The organism is Streptomyces sp. NPDC031064 (assembly GCF_055570965.1).
The window spans coordinates 357,347-380,740 of the sequence record NZ_JBVIGF010000007.1; the positions used below are offsets into that span (position 1 = coordinate 357,347).

A 23,394-nucleotide genomic window follows, 5' to 3' on the forward strand; every position below is an offset into this window, starting at 1 on the left:
TTGGCTCCTGGTTGTCGGTCAGAACTGGAGGGACTTGGTGTGGAGGTACTCGGCGAGGCCGTGCGCGCCGAGTTCGCGTCCGACGCCCGACTGCTTGTAGCCGCCGAAGGGGGCGAGCGGGTTGAACCGGCCGCCGTTGATGTCGACCTGGCCGGCCTCCATGCGGCGCGCGAACGCGACGGCCTCCGTCTCGTCGCCGGCCCAGACCGCGCCGGCGAGGCCGTACACGGTGCCGTTGGCGATCCGCAGGGCGTCCTCCTCGTCCTCGTACCTGAGGAACGAGACGACCGGCCCGAAGATCTCCTCCTGGGCGATGGTCATCTCGGGCGTGACGTCCGCGAAGATCGTCGGGGTGACGTAGTAGCCCCGGTCGAGGGGCGCCTCGGTGCCGCCCACGACGAGCCGCGCTCCCTCCTCGACGCCCTTCTCGATGTAACCGCGCACGCGCTGGAGCTGCTTGGCGTTGACCATGGGGCCGAGCCGGTCGCCCGGGGTGTACTTGGCGACCGCCTCCGCGGCGATGGCCACGGCCTCGTCGTACTGGTCCTTGTGCACCAGGACCCGCGTCAGGGCGCTGCACCGCTGGCCGGAGTTGGACAGGGCGTTGGCGAGGCCGGTCTGGACCGCCTTGGCCAGGTCGGCGGAGGGCAGGATGACGTTGGCGGACTTGCCGCCGAGCTCCAGGGCGACCTTCTTGACGGCACCGCCCGCGAGCGCGCCGATCCGCTTGCCGACGGCGGTGGAGCCGGTGAAGGACACCAGGTCGACGCCGTCGTGCTCGGCCAGCGCCTGCCCGGCGACCGGTCCGAGGCCGGTCACCAGGTTGAACACCCCGGCGGGCAGGCCGGCTTCGTGCGCGGCCTCGGCGAAGAGCTGGGCGGTCAGGGGGGTGTCCTCGGCGGGCTTGAGGACAACGGTGCAGCCGGCGGCCAAGGCGGGTGCCACCTTGGCAACGACCTGGTGCAGCGGGTAGTTCCAGGGGGTGATCGCGCCCACCACGCCGACCGGTTCGAGCAGCACGGTGGAGTTGCCCACCTTCTCCTCGAACGGGTACGAGGCCGCCATCTCGGCGTAGGTGCCGGCGATCAGGACCGGCAGGCCGGCGTGCACCTGCTGGGCGAGCTGCTGGGGCGCGCCCAGCTCCGCCGTCACGGTCTCGGCTATCTCCTCCTGGCGCGCGGCGAGCGCGTCGCGCAGGGCGGTGAGCCGGGCCGCCCGCTCGGCGGGCGCGGTGGCGGCCCACACCGGGAAGGCGGCGCGGGCGGCCCGCACCGCGGCGTCCACGTCCTCGGCCGTGCCGGCCGGGACATGGGCGATGACCTGCTCGTCCGCCGGGTTCACCACGGCGATGGTGTCGGTGCCGGCGGCGGGCCGCCACGCCCCGCCGATGTACATCCCGTCGTGGGCCTTCATCCGCTTCTCCTTCGTGGGCCTTCGGAGCTGTGCCGCGTGGTCGTCCACACCCAAACTAGCGGTGGTAGTTTTCCGGCGCCAGGGGGTACGGGACCGACCACGTCACAGAGCGACCCCATCACATCAGAAGTCCACGGAGGTCCGTTCATCGAGGCGGGCCACCGACTCCTGGCCGAAAGCGCGCTGGTAGGCGGCGCGGATGCGCTCGATCCTCGGGTCGCGGGCCTTCGCCTCCGCCGCCGGGTACAGCAGGGTCAGCTCGTAGGACCGCTCCCGCTCGATCCGGCCGCTCGCGTCCCGCCACTGCCCGCGCCCGTCCTGCACGGTCAGCCCCTCCGGGAAGGCGGGCGTGACCTCGCGGTCGACGAACGCCATGAACTGGGCGTCCGTGACGTCCGGGCCGCCGCCGGGCCGCTCGGTCCCGAAGAACAGACGGGTCTCCAGGTAGGCCGCGCCACGGGCGGTGGCCGCCGCACCGGGGCCCTGGTCCCCGAGGGTCGCGTACGCGGCCGGGGCACCGGCCGCGAGCAGGACGGTCGCCGTGGTGACGGCCACACGGGCGCGGGTGGTGGAGAGGATCGGCATGGCGGGGGCCCTTCCGTACGGGGACTGCGCGAGCGCCGATCACTCTGACAGCCCACCGCCACCCGGCCCGGCCGAAACACCGGATTCGGCCGGATTCGGGTACCGACGGGAGCCGGGCGGCGGCCGGAGCGGGACGGAGGCCCGAACACGCGGTGGCCTCGGCCCGTCATGTGGCCGGGGGGCGCTACGGCCGGAACGGGCCGGTTGCCCGAGCCGGGCGGAGGCCGAACCCGGCGGCAGCCGGAGAGCGGCGGTGGCCCGAGCCCGGCGGGCGGCCGGGCTCGGTGGTGGGTCGAGCCCGGCGGGCGGCCGAGCCCGGTGGTGGGTCGAGCCCGGCGGGCGGCCGAGCCCGGTGGTGGGTCGAGCCCGGTGGTGGGTCGAGCCCGGTGGGCGGCCGAGCTCGGTGGTGGGTCGAACCCGGCGGGCGGCCGGGCTCGGTGGTGGGCCGAGACCGTGGTGGTCTCGGGCCGGGCGGGGGGGGATGGGGGTGCTACGCCGTCCGGTGTGTTACCCGGCCCGAGGAGACCGTCAGTAGGACCGGTGCGTCCGCGACCTCGTCGGCGGGCGCGTCGACCGGGTCCACGGCGAACGCCGTGAGGTCGGCCCGCAGACCCGGCGCGATCCGCCCCGCCACCGCCTGCTCCCCCGCCGCGACCGCCGCGTGGGTCGTGCACCCCTCCAGCGCCATCAGGCCGGTCAGCCCCCGGCCGCCGGCCGCCGCGCCGCGCGGGGCACGGGCCGTGGCCAGCACCTGCCGGGCGTCGTAGTGGGCGATCGGCCAGTCCGAGCCGAGCGCCAGGTACGCCCCGGCGTCCCGCAGGTCACGGCAGCGCCAGGCGCGGGCGGCCCGTTCGCCACCGAGCCGCCTGGACCACTCGTCGGTGCGGTCGGCGCGGGTGTACGCGGTGTGCGGCGGCTGCATCGAGGCGATGACGCCCAGTTCGGCGAACCGGGCGAGCTGGTCGTCCGGGACGGTCTCGATGTGCTCGATGCGGTGCGCCAGCCGGCCGCCCTCCCCCAGGGACGCCACGGTGTCCAGGACGTGCCGCACGGCGGCGTCGCCGATCGCGTGCGTGGCGGTGCGCACCCCGGCCGCGTGCAGCCGGCGCACGGCGGCGCTGTAGGCGGCCGGGTCCGGCCAGAACGCCTCGGTGCCCTGGCCGTGGCAGTCGGCGTGTTCCAGCCACGCCGTGCCGCCCTCGACGGTGCCGTCCATGAAGAACTTCACCCCGCCGACCAGCCAGTTCCGGCCGCGCGCCCGCTGGAGGGCGATCAGCTCGTCCAGTGCCTGATCGTCGGCGCCCGGCATGCACCAGGGGGCCAGCCGCAGCCGCAGGGGCAGGTCTTCCGACCCTTCGACGGCGGCCAGCAGGTCGGGGACGTCTCCGTCGCCGAGGTCCATGACGTGCGCGCCGGTCAGCCCGGTGGCGGCCATCGCGGACAGCAACTCGACGAGCTGGGTGCGCCGTTCGCCGTACGACGGCTTGGGCATCACGGCCGTGACCAGGGCCATGGCCGCGTGCTCGACGAGGTGGCCGGTGGGCCGGCCCGTGTCGTCGCACACGACCTCGGAGCGCTGGGCGAAGGCGCGGGGCCCGTCGATTCCGGCGGCCTTCAGGGCGGCTCCGTTGACGAGGGCAGAGTGGCCGTCGTACAGCCGGATGAAGACGGGGGCGCCGGGCACCGCCTCCTCGATGAGGGCGCGGTCGACGGGTCGGCCGCCGAAGGCGTTGTGGTCGAGGCCGTACGCGACGACCCAGCCGCCGGTGCGCTCGGCGCCGCACAGCGCGGCACGCAGCCCGTCGAGGTCGGTGACCGTGGACAGGTCGAGGCCGGTGGCCATTTCCAGGCCCCACACGGGATGGCTGTGGGAGTCGGTGAGGCCGGGGGTGAGGGTGGCCCCGGCGAGGTCGGCGGTCTCGGTGCCGGGGCCCGTCCAGTCGCGTACGTCGGAGGCGTCGCCGACGGCGGCGATCAGCCCGTCGCGTACGGCGACGGCGGTGGCGTGCGGGTGGGCGGGGTCGAGGGTGCGGACCTTGGCGCCGGTGAGGACGAGGTCGGCTGCGGGCACGGAGGGACTCCTCAGTCGGGGGACGATGTGGGCTCTTCGGCGAACCGCGCGTACACCTCGGGGCGGCCGCGGCGAAGCCGGGCGGCGAGCAGCAGGCCGAGGAGGAAGACGGCGGGGACGACGGCGACGAGCACGGTGTTGACGGTGGCGGACGCGCCGGTGAAGAGGTCGATCTTGGACACGACCAGTCCGATCGCGGCGGCGAGGAGCACGGCGGCGGTCACGGGCGCGACGAGCGTGCGGACGACCCCTTCGTCGTGCGGGACGCGGCGGAAGTAGCAGGGGATGGCGATGGCCGCGAGCAGTTGAAGCGCCATCAGCCCGATGCCGCCGGGAGTGTTCACCCAGAGCAGGAGCTGTGTGTACGGGTCGGCTCCGGCGAGCGCGAAGGCGAGCACGACGACCAGCCCGAGGACGGTCTGGGCGGCTCCGGCCAGGTACGGGGAGCCGTGCCGGGGGTGCACCTTGGCGAGGGACGCGGGCAGGACGCCCTCCTCGGCGAGGGCGAGGCTGTAGCGGTTGATCGCGTTGTGGAAGGCCAGCAGCGAGGCGAGGACGCTGGTCACGATCAGGATGTGCATCAGGTCGGCGGCCCACGCCCCCACGTAGGTGGCGATGGCGGCGAAGAACAGCCCGCCGGGGTCCTCGGCCGCCGCCTTGACGACCCGCGCGTCACCGAAGGCCTGGATCACGGCCCACACGATGAACGCGTAGAACACCCCGAGGAAGCAGACGGCGATGTAGGTGGCCCGGGGGACGGTACGGGCGGGGTCGCGGGCCTCGCGACGGTAGATCACCGTGGACTCGAAGCCGGTGAAGGCGATGAAGGCGAACGCGAGGACGGCGGCGGTGCCGGGGACGAGGAAGCTGTCCGGGGCGAGGGAGGCCAGCGACAGCCCGTCGGCGCCGCCCTTGAGCAGCACGCCGCCCGCGAGCAGGACGAGTATCCCGGTCTCGGCGACGAGGAGGACGCCGAGGACCTTGGCGCCGAAGTCGATGGAGCGGTAGCCGCCGTACCAGATGAGGACCAGCCCGGCGAGCGCGATGGGCAGCCAGGGGACGTCGACGCCCCACAGGGCGTGGGCGGTGTCGGCCGTGGCGCTGCCGAGCAGCCCGTACACGCCGATCTCCATGCCGTTGTAGCCGACCACGGCGAGCAGCGCGGCGCCGATACCGACGGGCTTGCCGAGGCCCTGGGTGATGTACGCGTAGAAGGCACCGCCGCTGCGGACGTGGCGGCTCATCGTGGTGAACCCGACGGCGAAGACGGTCAGGGTGATGCCGGCGATCAGGTAGGCGACGGGGGCTCCGATGCCGCCCAGCACGATGGCGATGGGCGCCACGCCCGCCATGACGGTGAGGGGTGCGGCGGCGGAGACGACGAAAAAGGCGATGTCGGCGGTGCCGAGGGTGCCGGTGCGGAGCCGGCCGGGCGCGGGCTGCTGCCCGGCTCTGGGCGGGGAGGCCTTGGAGGTCACGGACATGGGTGTGGACGAGCCCTTCTGCAAGCGGAAGGCGGGGCTGCGAACAAGGGGGGAACAGGGAGGATCCGAAAACCCGAGCGGAAACCTAAAGGCTTTCGGTTTCGGCAATGTAGCCTCCATCAGGGCATCCGGGAAGACCTGACGACAGGAGCTGGGCATGGGACGGCCGCGCACACCGCTGCTCGACCGGGCGCGCATCACGACGACGGCGCTGGAACTGGTCGACGAGCAGGGCGAGTTCAGCGTGCCGCAGATCGCCCGGCGGCTGGGTACGCAGACGGGCTCGGTGTACCACCACGTGGACGGCAGGGACGGCATCGTCGAGCTGATGCGCGAGCGGATCTGCGAGGCGATCGACTCGCGGACGCTGGACCTGGAGCCGTGGGACGCCGCGCTGGCGGCCTGGGCGCGCTCCTACCGCGCCGCCTTCGCCGCGCACCCGCGCGTGATCCCGCTGCTGACGACGTCACCGGTACGCGCGCCGAAGGTGCTGGAGCAGTACGAGCGGGCCGTCGGCCTGCTGCTGGGCGCCGGGTTCGCGGTGGCGGACGTCATGCCGGTGCTCACCGGCCTGGAGAACCTGGTCCTCGGCTCCGCGCTGGACCTGGCCGCCCCGGAGACGATGTGGGAGCTTCCCGAGGAATCCCCCACCCCGCAGCTCGCCCGCGCCCTGACGGCCGTCGGCGCGGGCCGCGCGGACGCGGCCTTCGAGGTGGCCCTGGAGGGTCTGATCGGCCACGCCCGGACGCTCATCGGCACGCCCGAGCCGAGGAGCCGGCGCCCCACCCGCTGAAAGGGCCCACGCCGCCCCACGCGGCCGAGCCCACGCCCGCTGGCACCCCCACGCGGCCCCGCGCCGCCGGGACCACGACCGCTGACACCCCCCCACGCCGCCCCGCGCGGCCCGGGGTCACGCCCGCTGACGTGCCCTGCGGCGGCCCTTCTCCCCGCAGCCCTTCCCCGCGCGGCCCTTCCCCCCGCAGCCCTTCCCCGCGCCGGCCGCGTCCGGCGCCGGTGGCCGGCCCACCCGGACGCCCAGGCCCGCCGCCGCGAGGAGCAGGGCGCCCAGCATGACGAACGGGGCGGCCGTGCCGGCCAGGCCGGCGATCAGCCCGGCGGACGCGGGCGCCGCGACCTGGCCGAGCCGGTTGCCCGTCAGGCGCAGGGCGAGGGCCGTGGAGCGGGCCTCGTCGGGGGCCGCCCGGACCACGGTCGTCATCGACAGCGGCTGGCCGACCCCCAGGCAGAAGCCGAGCACGGCCAGCATCACGGCGAGCGCCCACACCGGGACGGGCAGCGCGATGCCCGCGCACAGCAGCCCGGCCAGCAGACAGGTCACCGTCAGCAGCGCCGTACGGCCCAGCACCCGGATCATGGGGGTCATGACCAGTCGGCAGGCGATGGTGGCGGCGGCCCGCAGGCTCAGCAGTAGGCCGACGGTGGCGGGCGCGATCGAGCGGTGTTCGCCGATCACCGGCAGGTAGGCGGTGAGGATGTCGGTCGCGGACAGCACGGCGAGGCTGATGAAGATGCCGGCGGGCACTCCGCGCGTACGGAGGATGCGGTGGACGGGCACCTTGTCCCGCTCCACGCGCGCGTGGAGCCGGTTTTCGTCACGGTGCTCGATGCGCCAGAGGGACGTGAGGGACACGGCGGCGACGGCGGCCGCGACGACGAGCGCGAGGGCGCTGCTGCGGCCCATGTCGCCGCCGATGAGCAGCCCGGCCGCGACCGGCCCCACGAGCTGCCCGAGCGAGGCACCGATGGTGAAGTGCCCGAAGTTGCGGTCCTGTTCGGCCGGCTCGGACTGGCGGGCGACCAGGGACTGGGCGCCGATCACGAAGCACAGGTGGCCCAGGCCCATGACCCCGCTCCAGGCGGCCATCCAGGGAAGGGATCCGGCGGTCCCGCTGAGCGCGCACCCGCCCGCGATCAGCACCACCCCGACGGGCAGCAGGGGCGCGCACCGCCCCCGGTCGGTCCTGCGGCCCAGCGGTACGGCGGCGAACAGCGGCAGCAGCGCGTACACGCCGGCGATGACCCCGATCGCGCGCTCGTCCGCGCCCAGCGCGAGGGCCCGGTACGAAACTGCGGGCCGCGCCATCGACACCGCCCCCTGCGCGAAGCCGAAGGCGATGACGAGGCGCAGCAGCCAGGACCGCTTCATCAGATGATGCCGAAGAGCATTCCGGCGCCGAGTACCACCAGTGAGGTGAGCGCGGCCCACTTCACGGTGAATCGGGTGTGGTCGCCGAACTCCACCTTGGCCATGCCGACCAGGACGTACACGGCGGGCACGAGCGGGCTGGACATGTGCAGGGCCTGGCCCACCAGTGAGGCACGGGCGATCTCCAGCGGCGGCACACCGTGCGCGGCACCGGCCTCGGCGAGGACGGGCAGGACGCCGAAGTAGAAGCCGTCGTTGGACATGAAGTACGTCAGCGGCAGGCTCAGCAGCCCGGTGACGAGCGCCATGTGCGGGCCCATGGCGTCGGGGATGGCGCCGACGAGCCAGTCGGCCATGTGCTTGACCATGCCGGTGCCGGTGAGGACGCCGGTGAAGACGGCGGCGGCGAAGACCATGCCGGCGACGTTGAGGACGTTGTCGGCGTGGGCGGCGATACGGGCCTTCTGGTCGGGCATGTGCGGGAAGTTGACCGTGAGGGCGAGGGCCGCGCCGAGCAGGAACAGCACCGGGATGGGCAGCACCTCCATGATCATGGCGGTGAGCAGGGCCACGGTGAGTGCCGCGTTGAACCAGTACAGCTTGGGTCGGAGGGTGGGGCGGTTGGGGTCGAGCCCCTGGAAGCCCTCGTCGGTCCCGGGTCCGCCCGCGGCGCCGCCGGTGGGGGTCCGGGGACGCTCCTCTCCCCCGCCGGCGGCGACCAGTACGGTCTCGGTCCGCGGCTCCAGGGCCTCGTCCAGGGTCAGGTAGCCGAGGCGCTTGCGCTCACGCCGCCCCAGCACGTACGCGAGGGCGAAGACGAAGAGGAGGCCGACGCCGAGGGCCGGGATCATGGGGACGAATATGTCGCCGGCGTCCAGCTTGAGCGCGGTGGCCGCGCGGGCGGTGGGGCCGCCCCAGGGGAGGGTGTTCATGACGCCGTTGGCGGTGGCGGCGACACCGGTCATCACGACCAGGCTCATCTTCAGGCGCTTGTAGAGCGGGTACATCGCCGACACGGTGATCATGAAGGTGGTCGAGCCGTCGCCGTCCAGCGAGACGATCGCGGCGAGCAACGCCGTACCGACCACGACCCGCATCGGGTCGGCCTTGCAGAAGCGCAGGATGCCCCGGACGATCGGGTCGAAGAGGCCGACGTCGATCATCACGCCGAAGTAGACGATGGCGAACATCAGCATCGCGGCGGTGGGCGCGAGATTGCCCACGCCCTCGATGACGTAGTCGCCGAGCTGTGCGCCCTGTCCGACGAGGACGCAGAAGAGGGCGGGGATGAGGACGAGCGCCGCGATCGGCGACATCTTCTTCATCATGATCAGGACCAGGAAGGTCGCGATCATGGCGAAGCCGAGGATTGTCAGCATGGAGGACACCTAACGTTCACCCTTGAACTCCACCGGGGGGCGGCGGTCCGGATGACGTTAGGTGCCTCGTTCAGCGCTTAACAAGATGTTGACGTGTGAGCAATACGAGCAAAAGCCCAGCTCAGACATGGTCAGCCCAGTGGTGATACCTGGACGGGGAAGCCGTTGAGCACGGCTGTGCCCGACAGGGGGTCGAGGCGGGTTCCGTCGAGGAGCTGGTTGACGTTGACGCCGGGGCGGGTCGCGGCGACCGTCATGCGCGTCCCGGGCCGGTCGTGTCCCCAGCCGTGCGGGAGGCTCACCACTCCCCTGCGTACGGTGTCGGTGACCTCCACCGGGACCGTGAGCTCTCCCCCCTCGGCCTTGACGCGGGCGGGCGCGCCGTCGGTGAGGCCGAGGCGGGCGGCGTCGTCGGGGTGGACCTGGAGGGTGCAGGTGTTGGTGCCGCCGTTGAGGGTGGGGACGTTGTGCATCCAGGAGTTGTTGGAGCGCAGATGGCGGCGGCCGACGAGGACGAGCGCGTCGCCGGGGGCGTCGAGCGCGGTGCGCAGCCGGGGAAGGTCGGCGGCGATCGGCGCGGGCAGCAGCTCGATCCGTCCGCTGCGGGTCTTGAGGACCTGCGGAATACGAGGCTTCAGCGGGCCGAGGTCGATGCCGTGGGGGTGTTCCAGGAGCCGGTCCAGGGTCAGGTCGTACGGGCCCAGGCGCAGCATCAGGTCCAGCCGCCGCTCGGCTCCCGTACGGCCGGTGAGGCGGGCCGCGTACGCGCGGGGATCCTCGCCGTGGGCGGGTGAGTGCGGTTCGGTGACGGCCTTGGCGAGGGTGCGTTCGATGACCATGTCGTCGACGGCGCCGGGGTCGGCACCATGCTTCCCCGAGCTCTCGGCATCGCTCGAGCAGGGGAGACCCCAACCGGTCGCGGCCAGGATCAGCCGGGCGTGGATCTCGCACTCGTCCATGCGGCCCGCCTCCAGGGGCACGGGCGCGGGGGTGTAGCGGGCCTGGTTGCGGACGGCGAAGCCGTTGAACGCGAAGTCGAAGTGGGCGCTCTGGGCGGGCGGCGGCGGGGGCAGGATCACATCGGCGTGGCGGGAGGTCTCGTTGAGGTACGGGTCGACGCTCACCATGAAGTCCAGTGCGCCGAGGGCCCGGTCGAGGCGGTCGCCGTCGGGTGCGGAGAGGACCGGGTTGGCGGCGACGGCGACGAGCGCGCGGATACGGCCCTCGCCGGGGGTTTCGATCTCCTCCGCCAGGGCCGCCATGGGCAGTTCGCCCTTCGTCTCGGGGTGCCCCGACACCCGGCTGGTCCAGCGGCCCAGCGCGAAGCCCTTTCCGGGGCCCGCCGGGCGCGGCGCGGGCGCGGTGGCGGAGAGCGGGAACAGGGCGCCGCCGGGCCGGTCGAGGTTGCCGGTGAGGACGTTGAGGACGTCGACGAGCCAGTTGGTGAGGGTGCCGTACGGGACGGTGCTGCCGCCAATCCGCCCGTACACGGCGGCCGAGGGCGCCGCCGCCAGTTCGCGGGCCAGCTCCCGGACGGTGGCGGCGTCCACGTCGCACACGGCGGCGACCGCCTCGGGGGTGAACTCCCGTACCGCCTCGGCGACTTCCTCGACGCCCTCGACGTGCTCGGCGAGCGCTCCGAGGCCGGTGAGGTCCTCGGCGTACAGCACGTGGACGAGGGCGGCGAGGAGCAGGGCGTCGGTGCCGGGGCGGATGGCGACGTGCCGGTCGGCGAGGCGCGCGGTGCGGGTGCGGCGCGGGTCGACCACGGTGAGGGTGCCGCCGCGTTTGCGCAGCGCCTTGAGCCTGCCGGGGAAGTCGGGGGCGGTGCACAGGCTGCCGTTGGACTCGACCGGGTTGGCGCCGATGATCAGCAGGTGGGCGGTGTTGTCCAGGTCGGGCACGGGGACGGCGAACGCGTCGCCGAACATGAGCCCGCTGGAGACGTGCTTGGGCATCTGGTCCAGCGTGGACGCGGTGAACAGGCTGCGGGTGCGCAGGGCGCCCAGCAGGACGGGCGGGTAGAGCGCCCCGGCCATGGTGTGGACGTTGGGGTTGCCGAGGACGACCCCGACGGCGTCGGCGCCGTACCGCTCGACGAGCGGCGGCAGCCGGCGCGCCACCAGGTCGAACGCCTCGTCCCAGGTCGCCTCCCGGAACTCGCCGTCCTCGCGTATCAGGGGCGTGCGCAGCCGGTCCGGGTCGGCGTCGAGTTCGCCGAACGACGCGCCCTTGGGGCAGATGAAGCCCTGGCTGAAGACGTCGTCCCGGTCGCCGCGCGCACCGGTGACGCGCGTGCCGTCGATGGTGAGGGTGAGCCCGCAGGTGGCTTCGCAGAGCGGGCAGATGCGGAGGGCGGTGGGCATGGGGGCCTCCCGGGGCGGCGGCGTTGACGGTGACGCGCAGACTCCGCCGAGCATACCGACCGGTAGGCATGGTGGCGATGGTTCAGCCCGCGAGGACGGGCGCCAGATAGGCGTGCAGCAGTGCGCGGGTCTCGGCGATCAGCGCCAGGTCCCCCGGAGGACCGGCCCGGAAGGCGAGCTGGAGCAGCGCGTCGGTGGCCTCGACGGCCACGAGCACCTTGCGGCGCAGCGCGTCGTCGGCGGTGCGGCCGAGGTGGGTGGCGAGCAGACCGCAGATCCGGTCGGCGACGACGTGGTTGACGAGGTGGCCGGTCGCGTCGCCGGCCGGGCCGCCACCGGGACCCTCCCGGACACCCTCGCCGGCGCCCTCCCCCGCGCCCTCCCGGACACCCTCGCCGGCGCCCTCTCCCGCGCCCTCCCGGGCACCCTCCCCGGCGTCGTCCGCCGACGCCGGTACGCCGAAGTCGACCAGCGCGAAGCCGGGGACGGTGCGTTTCATGGCGAGGTACTCGTCGAGGACGACGTCCACGACCGGGGCCGGTTCGCGGGCCGCGAGGCGGGCGGCCACACGCTCGGCGTAACGGTCGAGGTTGCGGTGCGCGAGGGCCGCGGCCATGGCGCGCTTGTTGGAGAAGAAGCGGTAGACCGATCCGATCGGCACGCCGGCGCGCACGGCGACGTCGCGGGTGCTCAGCTCCTCGTAACCGGCCTCTTCGAGGAGCTCGGCGCAGGCGTCGAGGATCCGGGTCAGGCGCTCGGCGCTGCGCCGCTGCACGGGCGTACGGCGGAGCGGAGGTGGCTCAGGCACGGGGTCCATGATGCCGCGCCGCGCCGCCGGAACCGGCGCCTTGCGGGAATCGTCCAAGGCCCACCCCCCGTTGACGCGGGCCGCGCGGAATCCTACGGTCTTACATAGGATTCCGTTTGGGGCAGGTCGAGCGAGGAGCGGGCGACGATGACGATGGACGGCACCGGACAGGCGCGGGAACACGCGAACAAGATCGCCGAGGCGCTGGAGGACGCCTCCGGCTTCGGAAACGAGCACAGCTCGGAGGCCGTCCCCGGCGCCCTGCCGCTCGGCCGGAACTCCCCCCAGCGCGCACCGCTGGGGCTGTACGCCGAGCAGCTCAGCGGCTCCGCGTTCACCGAGCCGCGCGCCCACAACCGCCGCTCGTGGCTCTACCGCATCCGCCCCTCGGCGGCGCACCCGGGCTTCACGCGCACCGACAACGGCGCCCTGCGCACCGCGCCCTTCACCGAGACCGTCCCCGACCCCAACCGGCTGCGCTGGAACCCGCTCCCGGACCCCGCGCCCGGCACGGACTGGCTGGCCGGCCTGTGGACGCTCGGCGGCAACGGCGACGTCACCCAGCGCACCGGCATGGCCGTGCACCTCTACCACGCCAACGCGTCCATGGACCGGGTCTTCAGCGACGCCGACGGCGAGCTGCTGATCGTCCCCGAGCGCGGCGGCCTGCTGCTCCGCACCGAGCTGGGCCTGCTCGCCGCCCGTCCCGGCGAGGTGGCACTGGTCCCGCGCGGGGTCCGCTTCCGCGTGGAGCTGCTGGACGAGACCGCGCGCGGGTACGTGTGCGAGAACTACGGCCAGCCCTTCCAGCTCCCCGACCTCGGCCCGATCGGCGCGAACGGGCTGGCCAACCCCCGTGACTTCCGGGCGCCGGTCGCCGCGTACGAGGACGTCGAGGGCGAGGTGGAGGTGGTGAACAAGTTCTGCGGGAACCTGTGGACCGCGACGTACGACCACTCCCCGCTCGACGTCGTCGCCTGGCACGGCAACCACGTCCCGTACGTCTACGACCTGCGCGCCTTCAACGTCATCGGGACGATCTCCTACGACCACCCCGACCCGTCGATCTTCACGGTGCTCACCTCGCCGTCCGACACCCCCGGCCTCGCGGGTGTCGACTTCGTCGTGTTCGCGCCGCGCTGGCTGGTCGGCGAGGACACCTTCCGCCCGCCGTACTTCCACCGCAATGTGATGAGCGAGTACATGGGCCTGATCGAGGGCGCGTACGACGCCAAGGCCGAAGGTTTCGTGCCCGGCGGCGGCTCGCTGCACAACATGATGTCGGCGCACGGCCCGGACCGGGAGACGTTCGACAAGGCGAGCGCCGCCGAGCTGAAGCCGCAGAAGATCGACGACGGCCTGGCCTTCATGTTCGAGACCCGCTGGCCGGTCACGGCCACCGCCCAGGCGGCGAACGCCGACCACCTTCAGCGGGGCTACGACGACGTGTGGCAGGGTCTGGAGCGCCACTTTCGGCCGTAGTACGGAGTAGGTACGGAGTAAAAGTGACCGCCTTCGCCCCCGACTCGCTGGTCCTGAACCGCAAGCTCCCGCTGTGGTACCAGGTCTCGCAGTCCCTGCGCGCCTCCATACTCGGCCGCGCGCCGGACGCGTCCCTGCGCCTGCCCACCGAGGAGCAGCTCGCCGCGCACTACGGCGTCAGCGTGCTGACCATGCGGCAGGCGCTCAAGGAGCTGGAGGCGGAGGGGCTGATCAGCCGGCACCGGCGGCGCGGCACGTTCATCGAGCCGGGTGCCCGGCGCAGCGCACCGCGCCGGCTGCTCGGCTCGATCGACGCGATCGTGGCGCAGCAGTCGGGCGAGCGGACGACGATTCTCGGCCACGGCGAGGACAAGGTCCCCGGCGACCTCACCGAGCACTTCCCCGGCCTGACCGAGGTCGTCACGTACCGGCGGCTGCGCTGCGACGGCGAGAGCGGTGAGCCGACCAACTGGGCGGAGAACGCGGTCCGCCCGGACGTGGCCGCCGGGATCGACCTGGCGGACCTGGAGCGGTGGCCGATGACGAAGGTGCTCCGGGACGCGGTGGGGGTACGGATCAGCCGGATCACCGACACCGTGGAGGCGCGGCTCGCGGACCCGGAGACGGCCGAGCTGCTCCAGGTCCCGCTGCTGTCGCCGATCCTCCACTACACGGGCGTGACGTATGACGAGGACGGCCGGGTGGTGGACGTGGCGCGCATCCGCTACCGGGGCGACCGGTTCTCCTTCACGGTCACGGTGGAGGCGGACTGAACGCGGTCACTAGCATGCGGGCCGTGACGGAAGACCTGCCTCTGCTCGACGACCTGATGCCCTGGTCCGTGGCGCCGCTGCGGCTGGGGCGTTCCTGGGTGGTCGCCCCGGACGTGCGCACCCTGCGGGCCCGCTGGGAGGCGCTGGCGGCGGCCGGGGGCGAGACGCGGGAGGCCCTGTTCCGGCCCAGCCGGGCGCGTACGCTCACGAGTTCGGTCGCCGCGCTGCCCGGGCAGCGCACCGGCACGGTCCGGCTGGCGCGGGAGGCGGGGCCGTGCCCGGAGCCGGTGCGCCTCGCGCACGGGCCGTTCGACGAGCAGTGGCTGCTGCCGGACCACCGGCTGCTGGACGCGGCCCGCCCGGAGCTGTGGCGGGTGGCGGACGAGCGGCAGTTGTTCGCCGTCGAGCAGGGGTACGTGCCGCAGGGCCCGGGCCCGGCCCTGCTGGTGACGGCCGCGCTGCCGGACGGCCGCTCCCCGGCGGGGCGCCCGGGCCGCATCCGGCCGCTGTACCGGCGCCCGGGCGGCCGGGAGCCGAACCTCGCGCCCGGGCTGCTGTCGCTGTTGAGCGGGCGGTACGGGCATGAGGTCGCGCCCGAGGACGTGCTGGCCTGGGCGCTGGCCGCCGCCCGCCCCTCCCCCGCCGGGTGCGCCGTCCCGCTCCCCGCCGACCCGGCCGTCTGGGCGGCGGGCGTGGCGCTGGGCCACCGCATGACGGACGTCCAACTGCGCGGCGCGCGGGGCGGCGAGCGGCCCCGGCTGCCCGGCGGGCGGCGCCCCTACGTGCGCGCCGCGATCCCGGCGCGGCCGGTCACGCTGGTGTACGACGCGGAGGACGAGGCCCTGCTGGTCGGCGACGGCGGCCGGATCTCGCCCGTGCCGGCGGAGGCGTGGGACTACCGGGTGGGCGGGGTACGCGTGCTGGAGCTCTGGTTCGAGCACCGCACCGCTCCGGCGGAAACCGGCACGCTGGAGGCGATCCGCCCCGCAGCCTGGCCGCAGGAGTGGACCTCCGAGCTGCTCGAACTGATCACCGTGCTGGCCCTCCAGGCCCAACTGGCGGCGGACGTACCGGACGTGACCGGCACGGAGCAGGTCACCCGCGCCGAACTCCACGCGGCCGGCGTCCTCCCCGCCCCCGAGGCGGCCCGCCGCCCCGCCTCCGTACTGGACCGGGAGGAAGAGGGCCCGGAGGGACAGCTCGCGCTCCTGTGACCGGCCTGGAGCCGGCCTGGGGGTCGGCCTGAAGCGGACCAGCCGCTCAGCGCCCGGGCCAGGCGGAGTCAGCCCGGTCAGCCCGTCAGCCGCACAGCCGGTCAGCGCGGGTCAACCGCCCAACCCCCCAACCGCTCAGCCGCTCAGCCGCTCAGCCGCTCAGCCGCTCAGCCGAACGAGTCCAGCAGGCGCCGGAGCGCACGGTCGAAGACCTCGTCCGGGTCGTCCGGCACCGGCGCCTCGGCGAGCAGCTCCGCGAGCCGGGGGTACGCCCCGCTCGCCACCTCCCGGCCCAGATAGGCGGCGCGCACGGCCCGCTCCTGCTCCTCGGACCAGGGCAGCGAACGCGTGCGCTCGGCCATGGCCAGCTCGTTCGCGACGGTGATCATGGCGGTGCCGTTGACCATCGCGATCAGCTCCATCTTGGCCCCGCCCGGCGCGTCGAGCGGCGCCAGGGCGTCCAGGCAGTGCTCCAGGTAGCGCAGGGCGTTGGGGCTGAAGCCGTACACGGTCGACATCACCCGGGTCAGCCACGGGTGCCGGTACATGATGGCGCGGGTCTGCCGGCCCAGTGCCAGCATGTCGGCCTTCCAGTCGCCGCTGGGCGCCTCCGGCAGCTCGTACTCGCCGCTGACCGCGTCGACCATCAGCTCGTACAGGTCCTCCTTGCGCGGCACGTAGTTGTAGAGCGACATCGTGCCGCAGCCCAGCTCGGCCGCCACCCGCCGCATGGACACCCCGTCGATGCCGTCGGCGTCCGCGATCCGGACCGCCGCCGCCGCGATGTCGGCGCGGCTGTAGGCCGGCCTGGGGCCTCGGCCCGTGCGCTCGGGGCGCGCCCAGATCACTTCCGGTTCGGCCGCTCGGCCCGCCATTGATCATCACCTCGCCCCCCATCCTAGTTACGTACAGCGTACGTAGTGGGGTACGGTCTACCCATGACGACTACGTACGCTGTACTTAGTGAAGGCCTGGAGAAGCGTTACGGGGACGTGCGCGCCCTGCGCGGGCTCGATCTCGCCGTCCCCGAGGGCACCGTCTGCGGGGTGCTCGGGCCGAACGGCGCGGGCAAGACCACGGCGGTCCGGATCCTGACCACGCTCACCGTCCCCGATGCCGGCAGCGCCCGGGTCGCCGGCCACGACGTGGTGCGCGACCCCGCCGCCGTACGCCGCCACATCGGCGTCACCGGCCAGTACGCCTCCGTCGACGGGGACTTGACGGGCGCCGAGAACCTGCGGCTGTTCGCCCGGCTGCTGCGGGCCCCGCGCACCCGCGCCGACGAGCTGCTGGAGCGGTTCGGGCTCGACGACGCGGCGGGACGCCCGGCCCGGACGTACTCCGGCGGTATGCGGCGCCGCCTGGACCTGGCCGCCAGTCTGATCGTGCCGCCAGCGGTGCTGTTCCTGGACGAGCCGACCACCGGCCTCGACCCGCAGAGCAGGAACGCCATCTGGGACGCCGTACGGGGGTTGGCGTCGCAGGGCACGACCGTGCTCCTCACCACCCAGTACCTGGAGGAGGCCGACCGGCTCGCCGACGACATCGTCCTCATCGACGAGGGGCGGGCCGCGCACAACGGCACGCCCGCCGAGCTCAAGGCGCTGATCGGCAACTACGCGGAGGTCGTCGTCGCCGATCCGTCCGGCCTGCCGGCCGCCGCCGCCGTCCTGGACCGGCTCACGGGCTCGCGGCCCGCCCTGGACGCCGAGGCGCGCACCGCCGGAGCGGTCACCACGGACCGTACCCTCACCCTCCCCCGGATCGTCCGCGAACTGGACGCGGCGGGCGTCCTGATCGTCGACGCCGCGCTGCGCCCGCCCACCCTGGACGAGGTGTTCCTCCGTCTCACCGCCCGTGGGGAGCTCGTCCGATGAGCGCCCTGGTGTACGACGGAGCCGCCGTTTTCGGCCGGCACCTCCAGCGGATCCGGCACGCGCCGGCGATCCTCGTGATGACGCAGACCATGCCGATCGTCTTCCTGCTCTTCTTCGGGTACGTCTTCGGCAGCGCGCTGGCCATGCCGGGCACCGAGTACCGCGCGTACCTGGTGCCGGGGCTGCTGGTCGCCACGGCCGCGAACGGCATCATGACCGGGATGTTCACCGCCGCCCAGGACGCCCACCGGGGGGTGATGGACCGCTTCCGCACGCTGCCGATGAGCCGGGCGGCCGTGCCGCTGGGCCAGGCGGCGGCCGATCTGGTCACCACGGCCGTCGGGCTGGTCCCGCTGGTGCTGGTGGGGTGGGCGATGGGCTGGCGGATCGAGGGAGGCGCGTTCGAGGCGGTGGGGGCCTTCGGGCTGTTGCTGCTGTTCCGGTTCGCGACCACCTGGGTCGGCATCCTGCTGGGCCTCGTGTCCCGGAGCGAGGAGGCGGCGGGCCAGTTGGGCAGTGCCACCTTCATGCTGCCGCTGCTGTCGAACGCGTACATCCCGACCGACAACATGCCCGGCTGGCTGCGTACGGCCGCCGAGTGGAACCCGATCTCGGCCGTGACGGCGGCGGTACGGGACCTCTTCGGCAACGCGGCGGCCGTTCCGGAGGGTGCCGCTTGGCCGGTCGCCCACCCGGTGGCCGGTGCGGTGGGCTGGTCACTGGTGCTGCTGGCGGTGTGCGTGCCGCTGGCGGTGCGCAGCTACGGCGCTCCCAAGGGGTGACAAAGGTGGTACGTACACGATAGGTACGGCTGCATGAGCACTCAGCCGCTGCCCCTGCCGCTGCCCCTTGAGGGTGTCACCGTCGTCGCCGTCGAGCAGGCCGTCTCCGCCCCGTTCGCCACCCGCCAGCTCGCCGACCTGGGCGCCCGCGTCATCAAGATCGAGCGCCCGGACGGCGGCGACTTCGCCCGCGGGTACGACACGGCGGCGGCCGGCCTCGCCTCGCACTTCGTCTGGTGCAACCGGGGCAAGGAGTCGGTGGCGGTCGATTTGAAGGACCCGCGGGGCCGAGAGCTGGTGCGCCGGCTGGTGGCGGGCGCGGACGTGTTCGTCCAGAACCTGGCGCAGGGGGCGGCGGCCCGGCTGGGCCTGGACGCGGCGGCCCTGTGCGCGGCTCACCCCCGGCTGATCGCGGTGGACATCTCCGGGTACGGGGCGGGCGGCCCGTACGCGCACAAGCGGGCCTACGACATGCTCGTGCAGTGCGAGGCGGGGCTCGTGTCGGTGACCGGGACGCCGGACCAGCCGGTCAAGGCGGGGATTCCGGCGGCCGACATCGCGGCGGCCATGTACGCCTTCTCGGGCGTGCTGGCGGCGCTGCTGCGGCGGGCGACGACCGGTCGGGGCGGGCCGGTGGAGATCTCCATGCTGGAGTCGCTGGCCGAGTGGATGGGGCATCCGCTGCACCACGGGATGCACGGGGGCGAAGCCCCCGCGCGTACGGGGGTGGCGCACGCCGTCATCGCGCCGTACGACGCCTATGCGACCGCCGACGGCGGGCAGGTACTGCTGTCGGTGCAGAACGACCGCGAGTGGCGCCGGCTGGCCGAACAGGTGCTGGGCCGGCCGGAGCTGGGCGACGACCCGGCGTTCGCCACGAACACGGCCCGAGTGGCGCACCGCGAGAAGACGGACGCGGTGGTGGCGGAGTCGCTGGCCGGGCTGGGCACGGCGGAGGCCATCGAGCGGCTGGAGGCGGCGGGCATCGCGTGTGCCCGCCTCAACACGGTCGCGGACGTGGCGGCCCACCCGCAGCTCGCGGCGCGGGACCGGTGGCGGGAGGTGGACACGGCGGTGGGCCCGCTGCGGGCGATGCTTCCGCCGGTGACCTTCCCGGGCGGGCCGGAGCCGCGGATGGGTGCGGTGCCCGCGCTGGGCGAGCACACGGACGCGGTGCTGCGGGAGCTGGGGCTTGGGGACGGTGAGCGGGTGGCGCTGCGGCGGGAGGGTGTGGTCGCCTGACGCGGCGGTCTTGGCGCGGTTGCTGCCGTGGGCGGTGCGGTCACTGACGGTGGGTCGACTGACGCGGCACGGTGGGGGCGGTCACTGACGGTGGGCGGCCTGGCGCGGAGGGGGCGGTCACTGACGGTGGGCGGGGGCGCCCCTACGGGCTGGACTCCTTGAGGCCGGCGGCCTTGGGTGCCTCTGAGGCAGCCCCTCCTTCGCCGCCAACCTCCGCGGGGACGACCCCGCACGGCCCCACCCCGGCCGGATGCCGACCGCGGACCGTGGGTCGTAGCCGGGTTCGACCGTGCACGGTGGGGCGTCCGGACGGGTGTGACGGGGCGGGCCGTCAGGCGTGGTTGCCGAAGAGCGAGCGGCGCAGGCGGCGCAGCGGCGCGAAGAGCCTGACGCGGGCGCTCTTGCTGGTGCGGGTGTGTGCGACATCACGCGTCGTCAACTCCCGCATGAGCAGCGTCGCTTCGGCCGTCTCACGCTGCGGGACGGCCGGACCGCCCAGCACCGAGAGATGGCGGTCGAGGCGCGTGCTCGTCGCGCTGCTCCCGCATGTGATCGCAGGCACCCGAGGCCTGCTGCGCACCGTTATCTGTTCCATGTCACTCCCCACCCGTACGAGGGCACCCGGCCGCTGCAGATTAACCCTATCCTCCCCGCATCACACTCGTGTATCCCGGTGGCGGGATTCACCACACATGTACGAGGGTTGACGACTACCCTCCGAATACAACTGATTCCAGGGTGAGTTGGACACGTTCCCCTCGGGGGCGGCTTGAGCTAGCTTGGGGTCCTATGACCGAAGGGCCGGGCGCCGGACGGAAAGTGGCGGGGCGTTACCGATTGCTGAGTCCGCTGGGCCAGGGCGGCATGGGCGTCGTGTGGCGCGCACGGGACGAGGTGCTGGGCCGCGAGGTCGCGATCAAGGAGGTGCGCGCGCCCGCCGGTCTCGGCTCCGCCGACGAGGAGCGGCTGTACGCGCGGCTGGAGCGGGAGGCGTGGGCCGCCGCCCGGGTCTCGCACCGGGGCGTGGTCACCGTGTACGACGTGGCGACCGAGGACGGCCGGCCCTGGATCGTGATGGAGCTGGTCCGGGGGCTGACGCTCGCCGAGACGCTCGACGCGGAGGGGCCCATGCCGCCGAGGCGGGCCGCGCACGTCGGGGCGCAGGTGCTGGCCGCGCTGAGCGCCGCGCACGCGGCGGGGGTGCTGCACCGGGACGTGAAGCCGGCGAACGTCCTGCTGGCCAACGACGGCCGCGTGGTACTGACCGACTTCGGGATCGCCTCGGTGGAGGGCACGTCGAACCTCACCATGACGGGCGAGCTGATCGGCTCCCCCGAGTTCCTGGCGCCCGAACGGGCACTGGGGCAGACGCCCGGTCCGGCCTCGGACCTGTGGTCGCTGGGCGTGCTGCTGTACGCGGCGGTGGAGGGCGGCACGCCGTTCCGGCAGGACACGCCGCTGAGCACGCTGCGGGCCGTGGTCGACGAGGAGCTGCCGCCGCCACACCGGGCCGGGCCGTTGGCGCCGGTCATCGAGGGGCTGCTGCGCAAGGACCCGGCGGAGCGGCTCTCCGCCGACGAGGCGGGACACTGGCTGCGGGTCGTGGGCGCGGGTGGGAATCCGCGTACGGCTCCGATCGAGGCGGGCGGCCAGGCTCCGACGGTCGTCGCGGGCGCGGTGGCGGCGGCGGGGGCGGGTATGGCCACCACCGCGGTGGACGGTGGGCGGCCCTCGTCGCGGCGTGGGGGCGCCGCGCCGGCGGTGGCGGTGGCCGCCGTGCTGCTCGCGCTCGCCGGGCTGACGTACGCCCTGCTGCGCGACGACGATCCGGGCACCGGGGGTGTCGGCGGGGGCGTCACCTCGCCGGGCGTGACGGCCACGCCCAGCGGCACCCCGAGCGGCGGTGAGGACACGCGGGAGCCGAGCCCGCCGCCCCGTACGACGACCCCGCAGTCGGTGCAGGTGTACGCCCGGGCGGTGCGCGGGAGTTACAGCGGGACGTGCCCGCCCCCGGAGGGCGAGGCGCCGGCCTTCCGCGCGACGATCACCGTGGGCCGCACGCCGGCCTCCGTCGGCTACCGGTGGGTGACGGAGAGCGGCGGGGGCTCGGGGTCGGGCTGGCGGACGGAGGAGTTCGGCGGGGAGACCGTGCGGCAGGTCGAGCACGTGGAAGGGACGGACGGGACGCACCGCGACCGGGTCCGGCTGGAGATCCGGAGCCCGGTCGAGGCGCGGTCCAACTGGGTGGGCTTCTCGGTGACGTGCCGGGACGCGCACCCGACGGGTACGCCGACCGGCGGGACGCCTTCCGGCACCCCGACGGACGGCACGCCGACCCCTACGGACGGGGGCACGTCATCGAGCGCCGTTCCTACAGCGAGCCCCTGAAGGTGGGCAGGTAGCCACCGGATTGCCCGGCGGCGGTGGGGTGGTAGGACTCGCCGATGTTGAGCCAGTTCACACTGTGCAGCCAGGACGCGCCCGAGCAGATCTCGTGGCCCGTGAACGCCGGGGTGACGTCGGCGAAGGTGTAACCGTGGTCGGCGGCGCGCTTGGCGGTCGCCGCGTTGAGGTGGTCGGCGCCGCCGTTGATGGCGCGGCGTTCGTTCTCGCTCAGTCCGGCGATGCAGCTACCGCCGATCTTGTAGAAGCGGGGGTAGCCGAGGACGACGACACGGGCCGACGGCGCCTTGGATCTGATCGCCGAGTACACCGAGTCGAGGCGGCCGGGCAGGGTGGTGTCGACATAGCGCTTCGCTTCGTTGACGCGGGCGATGCAGGTGGCCTCGGACTGCAGGACACAGGTGGTCATGACGTCGGCGAAGCCCGCGTCATTGCCGCCGACGGTGATGGATACGAGGTCGGTGGCGGAGGACAGCGGTCCGAGCTGACCGGCCGTCACGTCGTTGGTACGGGCGCCTGAGCAAGCGGTGAAGGCGAAGGACGAGGGTGCGTTGGCGGCCGCCCAGAGGGCGGGATAGGCGCGGGGGGTGCGCTTGCAGTTGCCACTGGAGCTGTCGTACGCGCCGGCGCCGACCCCGGAGGAGTACGAGTCGCCGAGCGCCACGTAGTCGAGGGCTGCGGCCGACGAGCCGGCCTGCGCCGCCCCCGCCCCGGTGAGGGTCAGGACGGCGCCGAGGAGGAGTGAGGTCGAGAATGCCGCGGCTCGGGACAGTTTCATGGAACCTCCCTTTAGCAGGATTTCTGCCTAAAAAGTTCGTAGCAGGATGCAGTGTCCATGCCAATAGCCGCGCGTGGCGAGTAGTTGACTCCGAGTCAAAATCTAGCGCCCCTGAAGGCCAGATACCCGGAGGTTTGCGGGCAACTCACCCATGCGGAGGGTGAGGTGACATGCCGGCGGAAGCGGTCGTGACGGTGCGCGTCCACCGGCGGGGGCCGGTCGCTGCGCGCCGCCGCGCCTCTGCTCGGGTTCTCATTCCGACGTCCGGCGGGAATTACCCAGGCGCAACTCAGGCCACAATTCCCACTCTCGCCCGGAAGGATCTCCTTCCGATTTTCCGACGGAACCGATCGGACCCGTCAAAGTACGGTCAATGAAGCGAAAAGGGGAGCCTCGGCCCAAGTCTTGCCTTACAGTCCCGGTTATCAATACCGTCGTACATCCACCCGCAACGGTCCATCACGCAAGGCGGCTCAAGGGGAGGGCTCAAGCGCCGCGATGAGGCCGGAGCGGGGCGCGGTAGGGGGGTGCCGTGCCCGGTGACGTTTCCCGTGCCGAGGCGCGTACCGC

Annotated in this window: 19 protein-coding genes; 8 read left to right on the forward strand and 11 right to left on the reverse strand. The window is 73.5% G+C overall.

All coding sequences use genetic code 11. From position 1 onward, the window contains the following. Positions 1-18: 18 nt before the first annotated feature. The 4 genes from ACZ46W_RS26010 to ACZ46W_RS26025 form a co-directional block, all read right to left on the reverse strand. Complete coding sequence (locus tag ACZ46W_RS26010) at positions 19-1,413, reverse strand: aldehyde dehydrogenase family protein (protein WP_468341973.1); 1,395 nt, start codon at positions 1,411-1,413, stop codon at positions 19-21. Between the two features lie 123 nt (positions 1,414-1,536). After that, the gene (locus tag ACZ46W_RS26015; protein WP_468341975.1) at positions 1,537-1,998 is read right to left on the reverse strand and encodes a DUF3574 domain-containing protein; all 462 of its coding nucleotides are present in this window, start codon (positions 1,996-1,998) and stop codon (positions 1,537-1,539) included. A gap of 490 nt (positions 1,999-2,488) precedes the next feature. Beyond that, positions 2,489-4,069: an amidohydrolase gene (locus ACZ46W_RS26020; RefSeq protein ID WP_468341977.1), complete on the reverse strand. Its 1,581-nt coding sequence runs from the start codon at positions 4,067-4,069 to the stop codon at positions 2,489-2,491. 11 nt (positions 4,070-4,080) lie between these two features. Next, on the reverse strand, positions 4,081-5,553 hold the full coding sequence (locus tag ACZ46W_RS26025; protein WP_468341979.1) for an APC family permease: 1,473 nt from the start codon (positions 5,551-5,553) through the stop codon (positions 4,081-4,083). A gap of 157 nt (positions 5,554-5,710) precedes the next feature. Between ACZ46W_RS26025 and ACZ46W_RS26030 the strand changes: the two genes are divergently transcribed. Further along, the gene (locus ACZ46W_RS26030) at positions 5,711-6,346 is read left to right on the forward strand and encodes a TetR/AcrR family transcriptional regulator (RefSeq protein WP_468341981.1); all 636 of its coding nucleotides are present in this window, start codon (positions 5,711-5,713) and stop codon (positions 6,344-6,346) included. Positions 6,347-6,463: 117 nt separating this feature from the next. On the opposite strand, the gene ACZ46W_RS26035 is transcribed toward ACZ46W_RS26030, so the two are convergent. The 4 genes from ACZ46W_RS26035 to ACZ46W_RS26050 all read right to left on the reverse strand — a co-directional run bounded on the left by ACZ46W_RS26035 (position 6,464) and on the right by ACZ46W_RS26050 (position 12,282). Next, a complete protein-coding gene (locus ACZ46W_RS26035) occupies positions 6,464-7,720 on the reverse strand; it encodes an MFS transporter (protein WP_468341984.1) in 1,257 nt (418 codons plus the stop codon). Further along, positions 7,720-9,099: a CitMHS family transporter gene (locus ACZ46W_RS26040; RefSeq protein ID WP_468341987.1), complete on the reverse strand. Its 1,380-nt coding sequence runs from the start codon at positions 9,097-9,099 to the stop codon at positions 7,720-7,722. The genes ACZ46W_RS26035 and ACZ46W_RS26040 overlap by 1 nt, the downstream gene beginning before the upstream one ends. A gap of 131 nt (positions 9,100-9,230) precedes the next feature. Beyond that, positions 9,231-11,465 (reverse strand): molybdopterin oxidoreductase family protein, encoded by a 2,235-nt coding sequence (locus ACZ46W_RS26045; protein ID WP_468341990.1) that lies wholly within the window; start codon positions 11,463-11,465, stop codon positions 9,231-9,233. Between the two features lie 82 nt (positions 11,466-11,547). Continuing rightward, entirely contained in the window at positions 11,548-12,282 is a 735-nt protein-coding gene (locus tag ACZ46W_RS26050; protein WP_468342358.1) for a TetR/AcrR family transcriptional regulator, read from the reverse strand. A 144-nt stretch (positions 12,283-12,426) separates the two neighbouring features. On the opposite strand from ACZ46W_RS26050, the gene hmgA reads away from it, so the two are divergent. Genes hmgA through ACZ46W_RS26065 form a run of 3 tightly spaced genes read left to right on the forward strand, consistent with a single transcriptional unit; the run spans position 12,427 to position 15,742 of the window. Then, positions 12,427-13,755, forward strand: coding sequence for a homogentisate 1,2-dioxygenase (gene hmgA / locus ACZ46W_RS26055; RefSeq protein WP_468342361.1), 1,329 nt, complete (start codon positions 12,427-12,429; stop codon positions 13,753-13,755). 23 nt (positions 13,756-13,778) lie between these two features. Continuing rightward, a complete protein-coding gene (locus ACZ46W_RS26060; RefSeq protein WP_468341993.1) occupies positions 13,779-14,528 on the forward strand; it encodes a GntR family transcriptional regulator in 750 nt (249 codons plus the stop codon). A gap of 14 nt (positions 14,529-14,542) precedes the next feature. After that, entirely contained in the window at positions 14,543-15,742 is a 1,200-nt protein-coding gene (locus ACZ46W_RS26065) for a type ISP restriction/modification enzyme (RefSeq protein WP_468341996.1), read from the forward strand. A 167-nt stretch (positions 15,743-15,909) separates the two neighbouring features. Here ACZ46W_RS26065 and ACZ46W_RS26070 read toward each other — a convergent pair whose 3' ends face one another. Further along, positions 15,910-16,617 (reverse strand): TetR/AcrR family transcriptional regulator C-terminal domain-containing protein, encoded by a 708-nt coding sequence (locus ACZ46W_RS26070; RefSeq protein WP_468341999.1) that lies wholly within the window; start codon positions 16,615-16,617, stop codon positions 15,910-15,912. Positions 16,618-16,680: 63 nt separating this feature from the next. Here ACZ46W_RS26070 and ACZ46W_RS26075 point away from each other — a divergent pair, with 63 nt between their 5' ends. From ACZ46W_RS26075 to ACZ46W_RS26085, 3 genes are read left to right on the forward strand one after another with little or no spacing between them, the layout of a single operon-like run. Next, positions 16,681-17,619 carry an ATP-binding cassette domain-containing protein gene (locus ACZ46W_RS26075; protein ID WP_468342002.1) on the forward strand — a complete coding sequence of 313 codons (939 nt, stop codon included), beginning with the start codon at positions 16,681-16,683 and terminating at the stop codon, positions 17,617-17,619. Then, a complete protein-coding gene (locus ACZ46W_RS26080; protein WP_468342005.1) occupies positions 17,616-18,401 on the forward strand; it encodes an ABC transporter permease in 786 nt (261 codons plus the stop codon). Before ACZ46W_RS26075 ends, ACZ46W_RS26080 begins: the two co-directional genes overlap by 4 nt. Positions 18,402-18,434: 33 nt before the next feature. Continuing rightward, the gene (locus tag ACZ46W_RS26085; protein WP_468342008.1) at positions 18,435-19,643 is read left to right on the forward strand and encodes a CaiB/BaiF CoA transferase family protein; all 1,209 of its coding nucleotides are present in this window, start codon (positions 18,435-18,437) and stop codon (positions 19,641-19,643) included. Positions 19,644-19,974: 331 nt separating this feature from the next. Here ACZ46W_RS26085 and ACZ46W_RS26090 read toward each other — a convergent pair whose 3' ends face one another. Then, on the reverse strand, positions 19,975-20,238 hold the full coding sequence (locus tag ACZ46W_RS26090) for a hypothetical protein (RefSeq protein ID WP_351825453.1): 264 nt from the start codon (positions 20,236-20,238) through the stop codon (positions 19,975-19,977). Between the two features lie 194 nt (positions 20,239-20,432). On the opposite strand from ACZ46W_RS26090, the gene ACZ46W_RS26095 reads away from it, so the two are divergent. After that, on the forward strand, positions 20,433-22,031 hold the full coding sequence (locus tag ACZ46W_RS26095; protein WP_468342011.1) for a serine/threonine-protein kinase: 1,599 nt from the start codon (positions 20,433-20,435) through the stop codon (positions 22,029-22,031). Here the strand turns inward: ACZ46W_RS26095 and ACZ46W_RS26100 are convergent. Then, the gene (locus ACZ46W_RS26100; protein ID WP_468342014.1) at positions 22,015-22,824 is read right to left on the reverse strand and encodes an SGNH/GDSL hydrolase family protein; all 810 of its coding nucleotides are present in this window, start codon (positions 22,822-22,824) and stop codon (positions 22,015-22,017) included. The genes ACZ46W_RS26095 and ACZ46W_RS26100 overlap by 17 nt on opposite strands. Between the last annotated feature and the right edge of the window lie 570 nt (positions 22,825-23,394).

Coding starts and splice junctions, on each gene's coding strand:
- ACZ46W_RS26010 (WP_468341973.1), bottom strand. CDS start 1,413: ATGAAGGCCCACGACGGGATGTACATCGGCGGGGCGTGGCGGCCCGCC.
- ACZ46W_RS26015 (WP_468341975.1), bottom strand. CDS start 1,998: ATGCCGATCCTCTCCACCACCCGCGCCCGTGTGGCCGTCACCACGGCG.
- ACZ46W_RS26025 (WP_468341979.1), bottom strand. CDS start 5,553: ATGTCCGTGACCTCCAAGGCCTCCCCGCCCAGAGCCGGGCAGCAGCCC.
- ACZ46W_RS26030 (WP_468341981.1), top strand. CDS start 5,711: ATGGGACGGCCGCGCACACCGCTGCTCGACCGGGCGCGCATCACGACG.
- ACZ46W_RS26035 (WP_468341984.1), bottom strand. CDS start 7,720: ATGAAGCGGTCCTGGCTGCTGCGCCTCGTCATCGCCTTCGGCTTCGCG.
- ACZ46W_RS26040 (WP_468341987.1), bottom strand. CDS start 9,099: ATGCTGACAATCCTCGGCTTCGCCATGATCGCGACCTTCCTGGTCCTG.
- ACZ46W_RS26045 (WP_468341990.1), bottom strand. CDS start 11,465: ATGCCCACCGCCCTCCGCATCTGCCCGCTCTGCGAAGCCACCTGCGGG.
- ACZ46W_RS26050 (WP_468342358.1), bottom strand. CDS start 12,282: ATGGACCCCGTGCCTGAGCCACCTCCGCTCCGCCGTACGCCCGTGCAG.
- hmgA (WP_468342361.1), top strand. CDS start 12,427: ATGGACGGCACCGGACAGGCGCGGGAACACGCGAACAAGATCGCCGAG.
- ACZ46W_RS26065 (WP_468341996.1), top strand. CDS start 14,543: ATGCGGGCCGTGACGGAAGACCTGCCTCTGCTCGACGACCTGATGCCC.
- ACZ46W_RS26070 (WP_468341999.1), bottom strand. CDS start 16,617: ATGGCGGGCCGAGCGGCCGAACCGGAAGTGATCTGGGCGCGCCCCGAG.
- ACZ46W_RS26075 (WP_468342002.1), top strand. CDS start 16,681: ATGACGACTACGTACGCTGTACTTAGTGAAGGCCTGGAGAAGCGTTAC.
- ACZ46W_RS26080 (WP_468342005.1), top strand. CDS start 17,616: ATGAGCGCCCTGGTGTACGACGGAGCCGCCGTTTTCGGCCGGCACCTC.
- ACZ46W_RS26085 (WP_468342008.1), top strand. CDS start 18,435: ATGAGCACTCAGCCGCTGCCCCTGCCGCTGCCCCTTGAGGGTGTCACC.
- ACZ46W_RS26090 (WP_351825453.1), bottom strand. CDS start 20,238: ATGGAACAGATAACGGTGCGCAGCAGGCCTCGGGTGCCTGCGATCACA.
- ACZ46W_RS26095 (WP_468342011.1), top strand. CDS start 20,433: ATGACCGAAGGGCCGGGCGCCGGACGGAAAGTGGCGGGGCGTTACCGA.
- ACZ46W_RS26100 (WP_468342014.1), bottom strand. CDS start 22,824: ATGAAACTGTCCCGAGCCGCGGCATTCTCGACCTCACTCCTCCTCGGC.